The 13,803-nt window shown below is 66.4% G+C and carries 16 protein-coding genes; 10 read left to right on the plus strand and 6 right to left on the minus strand.

The genetic code is table 11. The annotated features are described in order from the left end of the window. Nucleotides 1–53: 53 nt before the first annotated feature. The 3 genes from DMR_RS18610 to DMR_RS18620 all read left to right on the plus strand — a co-directional run bounded on the left by DMR_RS18610 (nt 54) and on the right by DMR_RS18620 (nt 1,926). A complete protein-coding gene (locus DMR_RS18610; RefSeq protein WP_015862589.1) occupies nt 54–413 on the plus strand; it encodes a hypothetical protein in 360 nt (119 codons plus the stop codon). 18 nt (nt 414–431) lie between these two features. Beyond that, the gene (locus DMR_RS18615; protein ID WP_015862590.1) at nt 432–1,061 is read left to right on the plus strand and encodes a tetratricopeptide repeat protein; all 630 of its coding nucleotides are present in this window, start codon (nt 432–434) and stop codon (nt 1,059–1,061) included. Nucleotides 1,062–1,221: 160 nt separating this feature from the next. Continuing rightward, nucleotides 1,222–1,926 (plus strand): DVU0298 family protein, encoded by a 705-nt coding sequence (locus DMR_RS18620; protein WP_015862591.1) that lies wholly within the window; start codon nt 1,222–1,224, stop codon nt 1,924–1,926. A gap of 146 nt (nt 1,927–2,072) precedes the next feature. Here the strand turns inward: DMR_RS18620 and DMR_RS22555 are convergent, their stop codons facing one another. Continuing rightward, nucleotides 2,073–3,788: a transporter substrate-binding domain-containing protein gene (locus DMR_RS22555; protein WP_015862592.1), complete on the minus strand. Its 1,716-nt coding sequence runs from the start codon at nt 3,786–3,788 to the stop codon at nt 2,073–2,075. 338 nt (nt 3,789–4,126) lie between these two features. On the opposite strand from DMR_RS22555, the gene DMR_RS18630 reads away from it, so the two are divergent. Continuing rightward, the gene (locus DMR_RS18630) at nt 4,127–4,471 is read left to right on the plus strand and encodes a DVU0772 family protein (protein ID WP_006919257.1); all 345 of its coding nucleotides are present in this window, start codon (nt 4,127–4,129) and stop codon (nt 4,469–4,471) included. 155 nt (nt 4,472–4,626) lie between these two features. Then, complete coding sequence (locus DMR_RS18635; protein ID WP_015862593.1) at nt 4,627–5,352, plus strand: metallophosphoesterase family protein; 726 nt, start codon at nt 4,627–4,629, stop codon at nt 5,350–5,352. Between the two features lie 6 nt (nt 5,353–5,358). Here DMR_RS18635 and DMR_RS18640 read toward each other — a convergent pair whose 3' ends face one another. Genes DMR_RS18640 through DMR_RS18655 form a run of 4 tightly spaced genes read right to left on the minus strand, consistent with a single transcriptional unit; the run spans nt 5,359 to nt 7,913 of the window. After that, nucleotides 5,359–5,805 (minus strand): NUDIX hydrolase, encoded by a 447-nt coding sequence (locus DMR_RS18640; RefSeq protein WP_015862594.1) that lies wholly within the window; start codon nt 5,803–5,805, stop codon nt 5,359–5,361. Between the two features lie 22 nt (nt 5,806–5,827). Further along, nucleotides 5,828–7,189 carry a trypsin-like peptidase domain-containing protein gene (locus DMR_RS18645; protein ID WP_015862595.1) on the minus strand — a complete coding sequence of 454 codons (1,362 nt, stop codon included), beginning with the start codon at nt 7,187–7,189 and terminating at the stop codon, nt 5,828–5,830. Between the two features lie 38 nt (nt 7,190–7,227). Then, nucleotides 7,228–7,659 carry an Hsp20/alpha crystallin family protein gene (locus DMR_RS18650; RefSeq protein ID WP_015862596.1) on the minus strand — a complete coding sequence of 144 codons (432 nt, stop codon included), beginning with the start codon at nt 7,657–7,659 and terminating at the stop codon, nt 7,228–7,230. A 38-nt stretch (nt 7,660–7,697) separates the two neighbouring features. Continuing rightward, nucleotides 7,698–7,913 carry a Trm112 family protein gene (locus DMR_RS18655; protein WP_006919253.1) on the minus strand — a complete coding sequence of 72 codons (216 nt, stop codon included), beginning with the start codon at nt 7,911–7,913 and terminating at the stop codon, nt 7,698–7,700. Nucleotides 7,914–8,012: 99 nt separating this feature from the next. On the opposite strand from DMR_RS18655, the gene DMR_RS18660 reads away from it, so the two are divergent. The 5 genes from DMR_RS18660 (at nt 8,013) to motA (ending at nt 11,710) form a co-directional block, all read left to right on the plus strand. Beyond that, nucleotides 8,013–8,915, plus strand: a complete 903-nt coding sequence (locus tag DMR_RS18660; RefSeq protein WP_015862597.1) for a PHP domain-containing protein — start codon at nt 8,013–8,015, stop codon at nt 8,913–8,915. 32 nt (nt 8,916–8,947) lie between these two features. Beyond that, complete coding sequence (gene rplU, locus DMR_RS18665) at nt 8,948–9,256, plus strand: 50S ribosomal protein L21 (protein ID WP_006919251.1); 309 nt, start codon at nt 8,948–8,950, stop codon at nt 9,254–9,256. 24 nt (nt 9,257–9,280) lie between these two features. Beyond that, entirely contained in the window at nt 9,281–9,562 is a 282-nt protein-coding gene (rpmA, locus tag DMR_RS18670; RefSeq protein ID WP_006919250.1) for a 50S ribosomal protein L27, read from the plus strand. Nucleotides 9,563–9,776: 214 nt separating this feature from the next. Further along, nucleotides 9,777–10,817 carry a flagellar motor protein MotB gene (locus DMR_RS18675; RefSeq protein ID WP_015862598.1) on the plus strand — a complete coding sequence of 347 codons (1,041 nt, stop codon included), beginning with the start codon at nt 9,777–9,779 and terminating at the stop codon, nt 10,815–10,817. A gap of 26 nt (nt 10,818–10,843) precedes the next feature. Then, the gene (gene motA / locus DMR_RS18680; protein ID WP_015862599.1) at nt 10,844–11,710 is read left to right on the plus strand and encodes a flagellar motor stator protein MotA; all 867 of its coding nucleotides are present in this window, start codon (nt 10,844–10,846) and stop codon (nt 11,708–11,710) included. Nucleotides 11,711–11,762: 52 nt separating this feature from the next. Here the strand turns inward: motA and DMR_RS18685 are convergent, their stop codons facing one another. Beyond that, nucleotides 11,763–13,730, minus strand: a complete 1,968-nt coding sequence (locus tag DMR_RS18685) for a PAS domain-containing hybrid sensor histidine kinase/response regulator (RefSeq protein ID WP_015862600.1) — start codon at nt 13,728–13,730, stop codon at nt 11,763–11,765. Nucleotides 13,731–13,803 lie beyond the last annotated feature (73 nt).

Here is a 13,803-nt window from a genome sequence, read left to right on the forward strand (position 1 = left end):
ACTATGACTTCTCTTGAAGATACGTTCGTATTTTTGAGAAACGAGAGAGACGCATGGCCCACAGTCCCGAAGAGCTGGCCGAACTCAAGCGCGCCATCTACGACAAGGTCAAACCCCGTCGCCGCAAGTTCATCGACAAGATCGGCTACGACAACTGGGACCCCTTCCAGGAGCCCATGGACCCGCTGGACCTGCGCGAGGACGCCTCGCGCCGCACCAGCCAGCAACTCGTGACCGAATTCTTGACCACCGTGCCCGGGGCCTCGGAAGAATTCGCCAAAGGGGCCTGGGAGCTGTGCGTCGGGGTCATGTCCGGCTCCGAACGCCACCGGGGCATGTACAGCTTTTGCAAATGGTACAAGGAACTGCTGGTCCGCGAAGGCCTCGACGCCGAGCTGGGGCCAACCAAATAACGCCGAGAAGGATCATCCATGGATTACACCGCCCGCACTCCCGACGAATTCATCGACGAGCTTAAAAAACGCCTGTCCCAGAACCCCGGCTGCGGCGTGTCCCACTACAACCTGGGCACGGCCTACGTGGCCAAGGGACGCCTGATCGAGGCCGAGGCGGAATTCCACCAGGCCGTGGAATGTTCGCCGAGCCTGGCCGAGGGCTACGTGCAGCTCGGCGGCCTGGCCATGAACAAGGGCGACCTCGACGCCTGCCTGGAATGGAACGAGAAGGCCTGCCGGGCCCGGCCGCTTTTCGCCGTGCCCTACGGCAACATCGGCTTTGTCCACCTGCAGCGCGGCGAGATCGACAAGGCCGAAAAGGCCCTGCGCCGGGCGATTAAGATCGACGAGAAGTACGTCCAGGCCCTGGCCACCCTGGGCAGCGCCCTTTTCATGCAGGGCAAGCTGGAAGCGGCCGAGAACTTCAGCCAGAAGGCCCTGGCCATCGAACCCCAGTTCGGGCCGGCCATCAACAACCTGGCCCTGGTGGCCATGGAACGCGGCGATTTCGCCAAGGCCCAGGAGTTGGTCACCCAGGCCCGGGCCACCGGTTACGAGCCGCATCCCGACATGGTGCGCGAGATCGAAGCCGCCCTGAAGGCCTAACGCCGCGCCCTTGAAAGCTCCCATGGCCTTGTTCACGAACAGGCCATGGTTTCGGTGCGTTGACAGCAAAACGCCGCCCGCTTCCGGCGACGATTCGACACGGGTCACTTGCCGCCTCGCCGACGCCATGGCGTCGGCGAGGCGTTTTCGGAGCGCCGCCATGCCCTCCCGCCGCCGCCTCATGTCCGACGTCCGCGCCGCCCTTGCGCTGCCCACCGCCGAGGCCGCCCTGGCCGCCCTGGCCCCCATCGCGCCGATTAACCGCCAGGGGCCGCTGTTCTCCCTGCTTCTTAGTCCCGAGGCCGTCATCGGCTGGCGGGCCGTGGTGGCCTTTGGCGCGTCCATGGCCGACATGGCCGCCTCTCGCCTGGAAGACGCCCGGGAGGTCTGGCGCAACCTCATGTGGCGGGTCAACGAGGAGTCGGGCAACATCGCCTGGGGCATCCCCCAGTGCATGGGCGAAACCCTGGCCCGCACGCCGACCCTTGCCGCCGACTACCACCGCATCCTGATCTCCTACGTCCAGGACATGGCGGGCGACTGCACCTTCATCGACCACGCGCCCCTGCGCCTGGGAGCCTGGTGGGCCATCGCCCGGCTGGCCCAGGCCGCGCCGGAACTGGCCGCCCGGGCGCTGCCGGAGCTGACCGCCGCCCTTAGCGACTGCTCCCCCGAGGCCCGTGGGCTGGCCGCCCTGGCCATCGAGCGTATCAAGCCCGAGCCCGCCAAGACCTTGCTGGCCGCCCTTTCCCGGGCCGCCGCCGATCCGGCCGCCTTCACGCGCTTTGACGGCTGGGAGCTTGTGCCCGACACCGTGGCCGCCCGGGGCCAGGCCGCCCTGGCCGCCTGCAGGCTGTGCGGCTAGAGACGCGTCCACGAAACGCGCACCGAGCCTGCTTGACGGACGCCCACCGACAACACGGCGTCATCCGTAAAAAATACGCTCATGTTGGTTCCGGGGCGAAACGCCAGGGGCACGCGCCTTGAGGCGTCCGGCGGCATTTTCCGCCCTTAACGCGCGTCCTTGAGGCCCGGCAGCAAGACCCGCACCGTGACATGATCCGGTTCGCCGAGCTCCAGGACCGCGTCGCCGCCGTGGGCCCGGGCGATGAGCCGGGCCGAATAGGTGCCAAGCCCGGTCCCGAAGGTCTTGCCCCGGGTGACGTACTTCTCGAAAAACGTGTCCACGATGTCCGGCGACACCTGCCCCCGGTTGCGCACGGCGACCATCCCCTCGGGAAGTCGTATGTCGACCGCGACCTCCCCGCCCTGGGGCGAGGCCTCGGCCGCGTTTTTCAGCAGATTTTCGAACAGGTTGCCCAGCAGGTTGGCGTCCCCCCGGGCCGGGGCGCGGTCCTCGGCCCCGGCCGGCCGGCCGTCCAGGGACACGGCGAAGGCCAGGCCCTTGACCGCGAAAAGCTTGTCCAGATTGACCCGCGCGTCCCGGATGATCCCAAGCACGTCGCAGTCGGCCTTGGCGACGTGATAGGTTCCTTTCTCCATCCGGGCCAGATCGCCGGCCAGGCGGATGGTGGCCAACATACGCCGGCCGGAGGTGGCGGCGTGGCGCAACAGCTCCCGTTGCTGGGGCGTGAGGTTCTCCTCGGTTTCCAGCAGCTCCGGAATGCCGATGAGCCCGGACAGGGGTGTGACCAGATCGTGGCGGATGATCTGCTCCACGTCCTCGCGCATCCGCTCAAGCTCCTCCCGGCGCTCGATCTCCCGGCGCAGCGCCGTGTTGAGCCGCTTGACCTTGATCGCCCAGGCCCCGCCCAGGGCGGCCAAGGCCAATACCGCGCCCAGCACCTTGGCCAAGGCCCCGTAATCCGTCACGGTCTGGACGTTGATGGACACGTGCCGGTTCTCGATGGCCGCCCGCTCGGCCGTGGTGATGGTGTCGATGCCCTTGTTGAGGATATCAATCAGCGTCCGGTCGTCGCCGACAACGCCCAGGCCCAGATTGTTGGAATAGTACGGGAGCTGGCCGGCGATCTTGAGATTGAACAGTCCGCGCTTCTTGATGGTGTAGGCGGCGACGATAAGCGAGCGCATGGTCATGTCCGCCTGGCGGTCGGACACCATGGCCATGGCCTCGTCCTCGCTGGCCGTGGTGAGGATGTGGAGATTGGGGTAGTCCCGGCGGATCAGTTCCTCCATGGCCGTGCCCGAGGGAAAGACAATGGTCTCGCCGGCAAGCCGGCCCGGGTCGGCAATGAAGGCATGTTCCTCGCGGGTGATAAAAACGTTGACGTCGCTTAAAAGCGGCCGGGTAAACGCAAGCCACTGCTCGCGCTGGGGCGTCCGGTTAAGGAAGCTGAGCGCCCGGCAGCGGCCCTGGCGCGCCGCTTCAAGGCTTTCGTCCCAGGAGGCGGTGGGCACAAGCGTAAAGCGCAGGCCGGTGCGCTCGGCCACCAGCCCGAGCAGGTCGGCGGCGATGCCGACGTGGCGGCCGGCGGCGTCGATGGTCTCAAACGGCGGCCAGTCCGGGTCCACGCACAGGGTGACCACACCCCGTTCAGCCACGTAGCGGGCCTCAGGCGGCGAGAGTTCCACGGCCAGGGCCGCCGCCGGAGCCAGGACCATACAGGCCAGACACAGCCCCCCAAGGAGCCGGGCCAGGACCGTTGCCCACGGCCGCGGCCGCAACGCCGGCCGGCCGGCCTCTCCACCCAACGCCCCACGCCTGGCCGCCAGCCCCTTGCCCGCCCTCGGTCTCGGATGCGTCACGCCTCACCCTCCCCCGACGCGGCAGTCCCGCTTCGGTCCACCAGTTCGTCGTTACCGCGATCCCGCCGGCCACCCGTGGCGGGCAGCCGACGCTCGTCCCCTCCAGCCCAAGGCCGGACCAAGGTTGGCCCAATTGCCTTCCTCCGGCAAGATAGACCGATCCGCGTCACCCTGGAAGCCAGATTTTTCATAAATATCCTTAGAAGGATACGGTTAATTTTCGGCCCTCGTCCCAGTATTTTGCCATTTCCTGCTTGACCAGAGGACAAAATGGATTAGATTTGTCTCATATCGGTTGCAGACAACAACACGCGAAACCCGCGCCCTGGAGGATACGCATGCAGACGCAGCACGACCTGTCCGGACTCGTCATCGATTGGGACATGACCCCGGAAGACGCCGTGACTTTGTATCTCGAATGGGGAAACAACTCCTGGCATGCCCAGCATAAGCCCGTAACCTCGAAGAACGATTTTTCCACGTATTTCGTGGTCAACACCTGGACCGGCGAACCCAAGCTGTCGCTGGTGCGGCGCAACTCCGAGGACTGCGTGGAACTGGCCTCGTTTGAGATCCCCGAGGATCTGGCCAAGGATTTCATGGCCGAGGTGGGATTTAATAAGGGCGTCTACGCCCCCACCGGCGCCATCAAGCAGTGGCTGCAAAACAAGTATTTCAACTAAGGCACACAAATCTCCCAAACGTCTCCTCCGCATAACCCCCGCATCATCCCTCCAAGAACATGACGCGCTCCCGGGTGGATAGGCCCCGGGGGCGCGTCCGTCTTTTTGGCGGGGCCGCCCTTGCCGGCCGCCCGGCGACGTGCCACTATTTGCCCATGCTTCTGGCCCTGCTCGCCGACATCCACGGCAATCTCGAAGCCCTGACCACCGTCCTGGCCGACCTGGACGCCCACCGCCCAGGCATCACCGCCAGCCTGGGCGACAACATCGGCTACGGCCCCGATCCCGAGGCCGTGCTGGAGGTGCTCGCGGCGCGCGGCATTCCCAGCGTGCGCGGCAACCACGAATGGGCGGCCGTGGATCCGGCCCGGCGGCGGGGACTCAACGACCAGGCCCGGGAAGCGCTCGCGCGAACGTGTGAACTCCTCTCCCCGGCCGCCCTGGCCCGCATCGCCAACTACCCGGCCTCCATGCCCGTGGCCGGCTGCCGGCTGGTCCACGGGCTGCCACCCAACGACACCACGAGCTATCTGTTCGAGGCCGGCGAGACGACCCTGCGCCGGGCCTTTTTGCGCACGCCCGAGCGCGTGTCCTTCGTCGGCCACACCCACATGCTGGAGGGGGCGAGCCTGCGCGGCCGCGAGGTGGACCGTTTCGAGCTGTCGGTGGGGGACAATCCGCTGGAGGCAGCGGCGCGCCATATCGTCAACGTAGGGTCGGTGGGCCAGCCGCGCGACGGCGACAACCGGGCCAAGTACGGGCTCTACGACACCGAGTCGGGCGTGCTGGAAATCCGGGCCGTGGCCTACGATGTCGAGGCCACGGCCCGCAAGATCATTGAGCGGGGATTGCCGGAGCGCTATGCCCGGCGGCTGCGTTGAAAGGCGCTAACGCGCCTGGGCGGCGAGCAGCCTACGGACCAGGGGCAGGACGGCATCCCGCGTGAGCGGAGCCAGGGGCAAGTCGCCCGGGGCAAAGGGGTCCACCCAGACGGCCTCCTCGATCTCGGCCCGGGGGGCCAGCGCCCCGCCTGCGGACACATGATAAACCTCGGCTTCCACCAGACAGCCGGATTCGTTGGCCGCCGGGGCCGTGAACTGACCCATGTGCCGCGATGCCTCCCTATCGAATGTCAGATCAAGTTCCTCGCGCAACTCCCGGCGCAGCGCGGCCGTCGGAGCCTCGCCGGCCTCGATTTTCCCCCCGGCCTGCATGAAGGCCGTGGTTCCGCGTTTGCGGACGAGCAGCGTGCGCTGGGCGTCGTCCAGGATGACCGCCGCCGCGATGCGGATGACCGGGCAGTCCGGCGAGGCGCTTTCCGTCGCGTTATCCATGTGTTCGCTCCTGAGCGCCGGGCTATTCCACGCCCATCTTGGCGTAATAGCCCCGGCCGCCCCGCTCGATCATGACGAGGATGGTGCGGTTTAAGCGATTGACGTAAACCGCCCGGGTGAAATCGGCCTGCCCGCCGAGCTTTTCGCCGCCGATCTGCACCAACACGTCGCCCGGGGCCAGGCCCAGGCGGGCCGCCGGCGACCCCTGGCGCACGCTGGCCACCGTCACCCCGCGCCCGAACGACACGCCCAGGCCCCAGCGTGAAGCGGCCAGCCCGGCCGCCTCGCGCTCGCCAAAGGCGGCCGGCGCGACCGAAATCTTCTGCTCCTGCTCGCCCCGGCGCACGGTCAGGGCCAACGCCTCGCCCACGGTGGAGGTGGCCAGCGCCCCCCGGTACTGCCCCTTGTCGTCGAGTTCAGCCCCGCCGACCGACAGGATCAGATCCCCGGGCTTGATTCCGGCCTTGTCGGCCGGCGAGCCCTGGGCCACTTCGGTCACCAGCATCCCCTTGGGACGGTTGAGTCCAAAATACCGCGCCGCCCGGGCGTCCACGTCCTGGCCGGAAAGCCCGAGCCAGGCCGGCGTCACCCGGCCGCCCTCGACGAGCTGGGCCACCACCCGCCGGGCCTTGTTGATGGGGATGGCGAACCCGATGCCCTCGGCCCCGGCCTGGATGGCCATGTCGATGCCGATGACCTCGCCGGCCAGATTGACCAGCGGGCCGCCGCTGTTGCCGGGATTGATGGCCGCGTCGGTCTGGATGAGGTCGGCGTAGGCCCCGCCCTCGTGCTTGAGGGACCGGCCCACGGCCGAGACCACGCCCGTGGTCACGGTGTGGGCGTAGCCAAAGGGATTGCCGATGGCGATGACCGTCTCGCCGATCATGATGTCGCTCGAATCGCCCATGGCCGCCTGGGGCAGGTTGCCGCCGCCGGACAGGCGCAGCACGGCCACGTCGAAGTCGGCGTCCGCGCCGACCAGGGCGGCGTCCAAGACCCGGCCGTCCTGGAGCCGGGCCTTGATGGTGGCCCCGCCGGCGATGACGTGGGCGTTTGTCAGCACAAGGCCGGCCTTGCCGTCGATGATCACGCCCGACCCCAGGCTTTCCTGGGTCTCCTGGCGCGGCAGGCCGCCTGGCCCCATGAACTGGCGGAAGAACTCCTCGTCGAAAAAAGGCCCCATGTTCGGCCGGCGCTGGACGGTCTTGGCCGCCGTAATGTTGACCACGGCCGGAGCCACGGCGGCCACGGCCGTGACCACGGGCGTGGTGCGGGCCGCCCTATTGGAGGCGGCCCTGGCGCTGGCCGGCAGCGCGGCCAGCGCCAGGAAACAGGTCATAAGCAAAAGGGAAAAAGACTTCGTGCACGGGGCGATGCGACCCATGGCAAGCCTCCTTGGCGGAGCGGTTTGGCGGTCTGGCGTCAGCTGATGGGGATGCGGCGGCGCAGGCGTTCGGGGCCGAGCTTGGGCAGGCGCACGTCGAGCAGCCCGTCCTTCATCACGGCCGTCACGTCGGCCCGGGACACCCCTTGGGGCAGTTCGAAGACCCGGGCAAAGGGGCCGTAGGAGCGTTCCAGGGCGTGGTAGACCTCGCCCCGGCAGTCTTTCTCGAAGCGGCGCAGGCCCTGGATGATCAGTTCCCGGCCGCGCACCTCCACGGCCACGTCCTCCCGGGCCACGCCCGGAAGCTCCAAGGTGACGCGAAAGGCGTCCTCGGTCTCGACCAGATCGGCGGCAGGCTGCCAGACCGGGGCGCAGTCGCGGCTGCCCTGGGCGATCTGGTCCAGGCCGCATTCGGTGCGGCCCTCGATCTCGGCCAGGGCCATCCACGGGGTCCAGTGCAGTTTGGCCATAGCGCTCCCTGTCCGGGGAGAGGGTCCCCGGAACGTGGTTACTTGGCGGCGTCGTCCTTGGCCGAACGCTTGCCGGCGTCCCAGTCGGCCTTGGCCACGGCTTCTTCCACCAGCATGATGGGAATGTCGTCGCGAACCGGAAACACGATGTCGCAGGTCGGGCAGAAAAGGCCGGCCTCGTTGTCCACAACGGTAAGCGCGCCCTTGCATTTGGGGCAGGCCAGGATGGTCAGCAGATCGGGATGGATGCTCACAGGCGGTCTCCTTGTGCAAACGTGCCCTGGTTCATAGCCAAATCGCGTCCCCGGCGCAATGGAGGTTCACAAGGCCAGCCAACCGGGCTAGGGTCTTCCATGTCGCTTATTGATCTGCATACCCACACCACCGCTTCCGACGGCACGGCCACCCCGGCCGAATTGGTGGCCATGGCCGCGTCCAAGGGGCTGGCCGCCGTGGCCATAACCGATCACGACACCCTGGCCGGGCTGCCCGAAGCCCGGGCCGCCGGAGCCGAGCACGGCGTGGAGGTCATTGCCGGGGTCGAGCTGTCCGTGGCCGACGAACGCGGCAGCATCCATCTGGTCGGGCTGTTTCTGCCCGACACCCCCGGCCCCCTGGCCGAGCGCCTGGACTGGCTGCGCACCCGCCGCCACGACCGCAACCGACGCATCCTCGAAAAGCTCGCCGCCCTGGGCGTGCCTCTTCAATATGAGTCCGTCACGGCCCTGGCGCAAGGGGCCGTCGGTCGGCCGCACATTGCCCAGGCCCTTTTGGCCATGGGCGCGGTGACCAGTTTCAAGGAAGCTTTCACCAGATTTCTCGGCGCTTACGGCAAGGCCTACGTGCCCAAGGACAAATTGCCGTTGCCCGAGGCCATCGAACTGCTCCACGCCGAAGGGGGGCTGGCCGTGCTGGCCCATCCGTATCTGCTCGGGCTTTCCGGCCCGGCCCTGGCCGAGACCGTGGCCCGCTATCGCGAGGCGGGCCTGGACGCCATGGAGGCTTTTTACACCGAACACTCCCAATACCAGACCCTGGAATACCTGGCCCTGGCCCGCAAGTTGGGGCTGGCCGCCTCGGGCGGCTCCGACTATCACGGGCTGGCCAAGCCCGGGGTGGAGCTGGGACGGGGGCGGGGAAGCCTGCGCATCGACATCGCCGTCTTGGACGTTTTGCGGGCCCGGCGGGAGCGACTTTTGGCCAGCGGGTCGTCGTTGCCGCAAAAAGAGCTTGACGACGCGGCGGCGCAGCGGTAAAGGGACCGTCTTCCCCATCGGAGGTCGACATTATGTACGCAATCGTTATGGCTGGCGGCAAGCAGTATAAGGTCCAGGAAGGGGCCACCATCACCGTGGATCTGTTGGCTGCTGAAGCCGGCTCGGAATACGTGCTGGACAAGGTGCTGATGATCGGCGGCGGCGAAGCCAAGATCGGCGCGCCTTACGTCGCCGGCGCGGCTGTCACCTGCCAAGTGGCCGGGCACGTCAAGGGCAAGAAGATCGTGGTTTTCCACAAGCGTCGCCGCAAGGATTCGCACAAGAAGCAGGGCCATCGCCAGGGCTACACCCAGCTTAAGGTGACGGGCATCCAGGCCTAGCGCATATTTTGAAGGAGTCGCGACATGGCACATAAAAAAGCAGGCGGCAGCTCCAGAAACGGCCGCGACAGCGCCGGTCAACGGCGTGGCGTCAAGCGTTTCGGCGGTCAGTCGGTTCTGGCCGGCAACATCCTGGTGCGCCAGCTCGGCACCAAGTTCCACCCCGGCACGGGCGTGGGCATGGGCCGTGATTACACGCTGTTTGCGCTCATCGACGGCGTGGTGAAGTTCGAGAAGTACACCCGCAACAACAAGGTCAAGACCCGCATCCACGTGCTGCCGGTCGAGGCCGCCGCGGCCGCCTAAGGCGTCACCGCACCCAAGCTTTCCAGGGCGGAGGGATTGTTCCCTTCGCCCTTTTTGGCGTTTCCGCCACGGGCTTCCCGCAGCCGGACGCCCACTCCCCCCTTTCCGCAAAGCCCGGTTGCCCTTTCCCCCGCACCTGCGTAACAAACGGCCCTAGACGACCGTCCCCTAACGGATTTGCCCGCGCGGCCGATAGGATGGCGACGGAGGGGTCATGGCCGAGGCCGAACACAAAAAAAACATCATCATCAAGAAGATCAAGAAGATCTCGGCCGGCGCCCATGGCGGCTCGTGGAAGGTCGCCTATGCCGACCTCGTCACGGCCATGATGGCGTTTTTCCTGCTCATGTGGCTTTTAAGCAACGCCCCCCAGGAAAAGAAAGAAGAGATCGCCAACTATTTCAACGAATTCAGCTTATTCAACAACCCCGGTCCGTCGGCCACCTTGCTTGATGTCGGCGGCGTGGGGCCGCCGGCGGCCGTGGTCGGCACCGGCGAGGAACGGCCCGACGTGGCCATCGACCGGGGCGGCAAGGAGCCCACCGGTGGCCAGGGCCAAAACGTCGGCGACATGGCCGGCGGCAAACACGAAGCGCCCAAGACCAAGGCCGAGGCCGACGCCCTGGCCAAGGCGCAAGCCAAGGCCGAGGCAGCCGCCGCCGCCCAGGCCCAGGCCCTGGAGCAGCAAATCGAACAGGCGCTGGAAAAAGCCGTGCCCGAACTGGCCGGACAGGTGTCCGTCACCCAGGACAAGGACAAGGTGCGCGTCGAGATCATGGACAAGGCCGAGCGGCCCCTTTACGACCTCGGCGGCGTGGCCTTACTACCCGACGCCCAGCGCATCCTGGCCGCCGTCACCGACGTCATCCGCAAGGAAGGCGTCAAGGTGGCCATCGAGGGCCACACCGACGCCTACCGTTATTCCGGGGCCTATTCCAACTGGGACCTTTCGGCCGGCCGAGCCCTGGCCGCCCGTCGCTTCATGGTCGGCGCGGGCTTAAATCCCGATGCCGTGGCCGAGGTCACGGGCTATTCCGACACCCGGCCCTACGTGCCCGGCAAACCCTACGACCCCAAAAACCGGCGCATCAGCCTGCTGCTGTTCCGCCCGCCCAGGGAAGGCGAACGCGGCGCTGGCGGCGCTGGCTCCGGCGCGCCGGCCAAGCCCGCCCCGCCGCGCACCCCCGATGTCGGCGAAGTGCTGGAAAAACAGATCAACACCATCTACGACAAGTCCACCGAGGGCCAGTTCTAACGGCCGGGCGCAAGACAGGACCAACCATGTTCGTAATACTCGGCACCATCATCGTTCTGGGCTGTATCCTTTCCGGCTTCATCCTGGAAAAGGGCAACTTCGACCTGATCCTGTCGGCCGCCCCGCCGGAACTGCTCATGATCGCCGGCGGCGCGCTCGGGGCCTTCGTCATCAGCTCGCCCAAGGACGTGCTGTCCCACACCATCAAAAGCGTGTTCACCGTCTTTGGCGGCATGGTGACGAGCAAGGCCTACTACACCACCCTGCTCGTCACCTTGTCGGGCCTGTACATGAAGATCCGCCGCGAAGGCCTGGTCGCCATCGAAAAAGACGTGGAACGCCCGGCCGAAAGCCCGATTTTCAGCGACTTCGCCAAGAACAAGAAAAACCACGAAGTGCTGCTTTTCATCTGCGACACCATGCGGATTTTCTCCACGGTCAACATCGAAGCCCATGAGTTCGACAACATCATGGACGCCGACATCGAGGCCACGGCCCACGAACTGCTCATCCCTTCCCACAGCATCGGCAAGATCGCCGACGGTCTGCCGGCCCTGGGCATCGTGGCCTGCGTTCTGGGCGTCGTCATCACCATGGGCAAACTCAACGAACCGGCCGAAGTGCTGGGCCACAGCATCGGCGCGGCCCTGGTCGGCACGTTCATGGGCGTTTTGCTGGCCTACGGCTTTGTCGCGCCCATCGCCACCAACCTGGAATTTAGGGCCAAGGAGATCGAGCACATTTTGCTGGTGGCCAAGGCGTCGCTGGGGTCGTTTGTCGGCGGCAACCCGCCGCCCGTGGCCCTGGAAGCCGGTCGCCGGGCCATCCCCATCCACTACCGCCCGACCTTCGAGCAACTCGAGGAAGCCATCAAGGCCAGCAAGGGCAAATAATGACGGACGGGCGCGGCGAGGCCGGCCCCGACGCCTCAGGCCGGCTCGGGCGTCAAGCCGGGGGGGCGGCGGCCACAACCCGTGCGATGGCGGCCTCCAATTCCACAAGGCCCATGGGCTTGGTCACATAGTCGTCGATTCTGGCGGCCAGGAATTTGTCCTTGTCGCCCGGCATGGCGTAGGCCGTGACGGCGATGATGGGCACGCCGGCCTTTTCCGGGCCGGCCTGGCCCTGCCGGATGCGCCGGGCAGCGGCCACACCGTCGAGAACCGGCATCTGGACGTCCATCAAAATCAGATCGATGGTCTGTTCAGCCAGAAGCTTGAGAGCTTCCTGCCCGTTGTGGGCCGGTACGACATGGTGCCCGGCCTTCTCCAGCATTCGCCTCCCGGCCATGAGGCTGACGGCTTCGTCCTCGGCCATGAGAATCCTGAGCGCCCGGGCCTGGCCGGCCCGGAAGGCCGCCGGGGCGCAAGCGTCAACAGCCGCGTCGTGGCGCTTGAGCGGAATCGAGCAGTACATCGTGGTCCCGCCCCCTTCCGTGCCGTCCACGGCCAGCTCGCCGCCAAGCATACGCACCAGCTTGCGGACAATGGACAACCCCAGCCCCGCACCCTGGAAGCGCCGCGTATAGGAGCCCTCGATCTGGCTGAAGGGCTCGAAGACATATTGCAACTGGTCGTCGGGGATGCCGATCCCGGTGTCGCTGACGACAAAAAGCACGTGCAGCCGGTCGCCGCCGGCTGACGGCAGGGCCTTCGCTTCGACGGTCACCTGGCCCTGGAGGGTGAACTTCACCGCATTGCCCACCAGATTGAACAGGATTTGCCGCAACCGGACTTCATCGCCCACCAGCCAGCGGGGCATGTCGTCGCTTATGGTGAAGACCAGGCCCACGTCCTTGTCGCTGGCGGCCTTGGCGAACAGTTCCAGAACCGCCCGCCGCAACTGGCCAAACTCGAACCGACTCTCCCGGCAAGGCAGCTTGCCGGCCTCTATCTTCGTCAGATCAAGGATGTCGGACAGCAGCTGGGTCAGGCGATGGGACGATTTGATGGCGGCGAAAAGGCATTCCTGCTGCTCGGCGTCAAGGGACGTGGTCCCCAGCAACTGCAGCGTGCTCAGGATGCCGTTTAATGGCGTGCGGACCTCGTGGCTCATGTTGGCCAGGAATTCCGACTTCGCCTGATTGGCCGCTTCGGCTCCCTCCTTGGCGGCACGCAAGTCGTGCTCCATGCGCCGGCGATCGGTGAGATCCACGTTGACGCCCATGATCCCCACGATCTCCCCCCGGCTGCGGATGGGAGCCAGCATTTCGTGGCAGAAGATTTCGTTGCCCCCGGGAAGGCGGTATTCGGCCTCGGCGTCGACCCGATGCCCGGCGTAGGCCTTGGCGGCATTGGCCCGCCAGCGGGCCAGGGTGTCGGGCGACACGTCCATATCCCCGCAGGCCTGGGTGAGATCGCCCCACAGGGCCTGGCTGATGTCGCTTTGCAGGATGACCCGCCCGGCCAGGTCCCGGGCCCAGAAATCCAGGGGAAGGTTGGCCAACATGGCCCGCATGAGGGCCTCGTCCTTTTTGCGGTCGGTGATGTCCTTGATGGCTCCGTACAGGACATACCGTTTGTTGGCCGCGTCGAATTCGCAACGATACCGTTCGGTTACCCAGCGAACGCCGCCATCCTTGCGCACGAAGCGGAACTCCTGCTCGCCCACGTCGCCAGGCTTGAGGGACTGCAGAAGCAGGCCGACCCGGTTGGCATCGTCGGGATGGACAAAATACAGCCAACAACCCGAAGCCCTGATCGTGCCTGCATCATGGCCCAGCACCGTCTCGACCTGCCCTTCTATCCAATCGATGGCGTAAGGTTCAAAGGGGGTCCGGGAGCAGCGATGGAAAAAATCCATGGAAGTCAAAAGAAGCGTCTTTTGCTGGCGGGCTTTTTCCCGGACCGACGCAAGCTCCGTCAGGAGTTCGTCATAGGTCTTGGCGGCATCGGGCACGGCATGTTCTGGCAAAGGCTGACCTCGGGGCGGTTAAGGGAGGAGGAAACCGCTTTCCTTATGCGCCAATGCCGCCTGACAGGCAATG

This window comes from Solidesulfovibrio magneticus RS-1, assembly GCF_000010665.1.
Classification (GTDB): Bacteria; Desulfobacterota; Desulfovibrionia; order Desulfovibrionales; family Desulfovibrionaceae; genus Solidesulfovibrio; species Solidesulfovibrio magneticus.

What these genes read in the sequence shown, in the direction of transcription:
- DMR_RS18660 (WP_015862597.1), top strand. Translation starts at nt 8,013, where the DNA reads ATGTCGCTTATTGATCTGCATACCCACACCACCGCTTCCGACGGCACG.
- DMR_RS18675 (WP_015862598.1), top strand. Translation starts at nt 9,777, where the DNA reads ATGGCCGAGGCCGAACACAAAAAAAACATCATCATCAAGAAGATCAAG.
- motA (WP_015862599.1), top strand. Translation starts at nt 10,844, where the DNA reads ATGTTCGTAATACTCGGCACCATCATCGTTCTGGGCTGTATCCTTTCC.
- DMR_RS18610 (WP_015862589.1), top strand. Translation starts at nt 54, where the DNA reads ATGGCCCACAGTCCCGAAGAGCTGGCCGAACTCAAGCGCGCCATCTAC.
- rpmA (WP_006919250.1), top strand. Translation starts at nt 9,281, where the DNA reads ATGGCACATAAAAAAGCAGGCGGCAGCTCCAGAAACGGCCGCGACAGC.
- DMR_RS18635 (WP_015862593.1), top strand. Translation starts at nt 4,627, where the DNA reads ATGCTTCTGGCCCTGCTCGCCGACATCCACGGCAATCTCGAAGCCCTG.
- DMR_RS18640 (WP_015862594.1), bottom strand. Translation starts at nt 5,805, where the DNA reads ATGGATAACGCGACGGAAAGCGCCTCGCCGGACTGCCCGGTCATCCGC.
- DMR_RS18650 (WP_015862596.1), bottom strand. Translation starts at nt 7,659, where the DNA reads ATGGCCAAACTGCACTGGACCCCGTGGATGGCCCTGGCCGAGATCGAG.
- DMR_RS18615 (WP_015862590.1), top strand. Translation starts at nt 432, where the DNA reads ATGGATTACACCGCCCGCACTCCCGACGAATTCATCGACGAGCTTAAA.
- rplU (WP_006919251.1), top strand. Translation starts at nt 8,948, where the DNA reads ATGTACGCAATCGTTATGGCTGGCGGCAAGCAGTATAAGGTCCAGGAA.
- DMR_RS18645 (WP_015862595.1), bottom strand. Translation starts at nt 7,189, where the DNA reads ATGGGTCGCATCGCCCCGTGCACGAAGTCTTTTTCCCTTTTGCTTATG.
- DMR_RS18620 (WP_015862591.1), top strand. Translation starts at nt 1,222, where the DNA reads ATGCCCTCCCGCCGCCGCCTCATGTCCGACGTCCGCGCCGCCCTTGCG.
- DMR_RS18630 (WP_006919257.1), top strand. Translation starts at nt 4,127, where the DNA reads ATGCAGACGCAGCACGACCTGTCCGGACTCGTCATCGATTGGGACATG.